The sequence below is a fragment of the Carnobacterium sp. genome (assembly GCF_040274425.1).
In genome coordinates this window covers 1-606 of the sequence record NZ_JBEMBC010000200.1, presented here as the reverse complement: position 1 = coordinate 606, position 606 = coordinate 1, and the positions used below count along the sequence as shown (strand labels likewise).

The 606-nt window shown below is 36.3% G+C and carries 1 protein-coding gene; it reads left to right on the top strand.

What is annotated here, in order from left to right; translation table 11 throughout:
• On the top strand, positions 1 to 606 hold a 606-nt coding region (locus tag ABS911_RS15275; protein ID WP_350468256.1), incomplete at both ends, for a 1-phosphofructokinase family hexose kinase.

Here is a 606-nt window from a genome sequence, read left to right as displayed (position 1 = left end):
CGGATGAATAAAGATATTAAACTTCCAGGTGGTAAAGGCATTAACGTTTCTCGTGTTCTAAACCATATCGGTCAGCCTTCTACAGCTTTAGGTTTTCTAGGCGGTTTTACTGGAAACTTTATCTCTGATTGGTTGGAAAAAGAAGGTGTTCATACACAATTTGTCTCAATTAAAGGCGACACACGAATCAATGTAAAATTGAAATCTGATTCAGAAACTGAAATAAATGGCCAAGGCCCTGCTATTACTGATGTTGAAGCAAATCAATTAATGAAACAAATGGATTTAATGACAGATGAGGATATTGTAGTTCTTTCTGGAAACAAGCCCCCTTCTCTACCTGAAGATTTTTATCAAAATATGATTGGAAAAATTGTTTCACGTAATGCTGACTTCGTGATCGATACAACTGGACCAGAATTGAAGAACGCTTTAGTTCATAAACCATTATTGGTTAAACCAAACCATCATGAATTAGCTGAACTTTTCGATGCAACATTCGAGTCTGTTGAAGATATTATTCCTTATGGTAAAAAACTTATTGCTTTAGGCGCTCAACATGCACTTGTTTCAATGGCTGGTGATGGAGCTCTATTCTTTACAGGC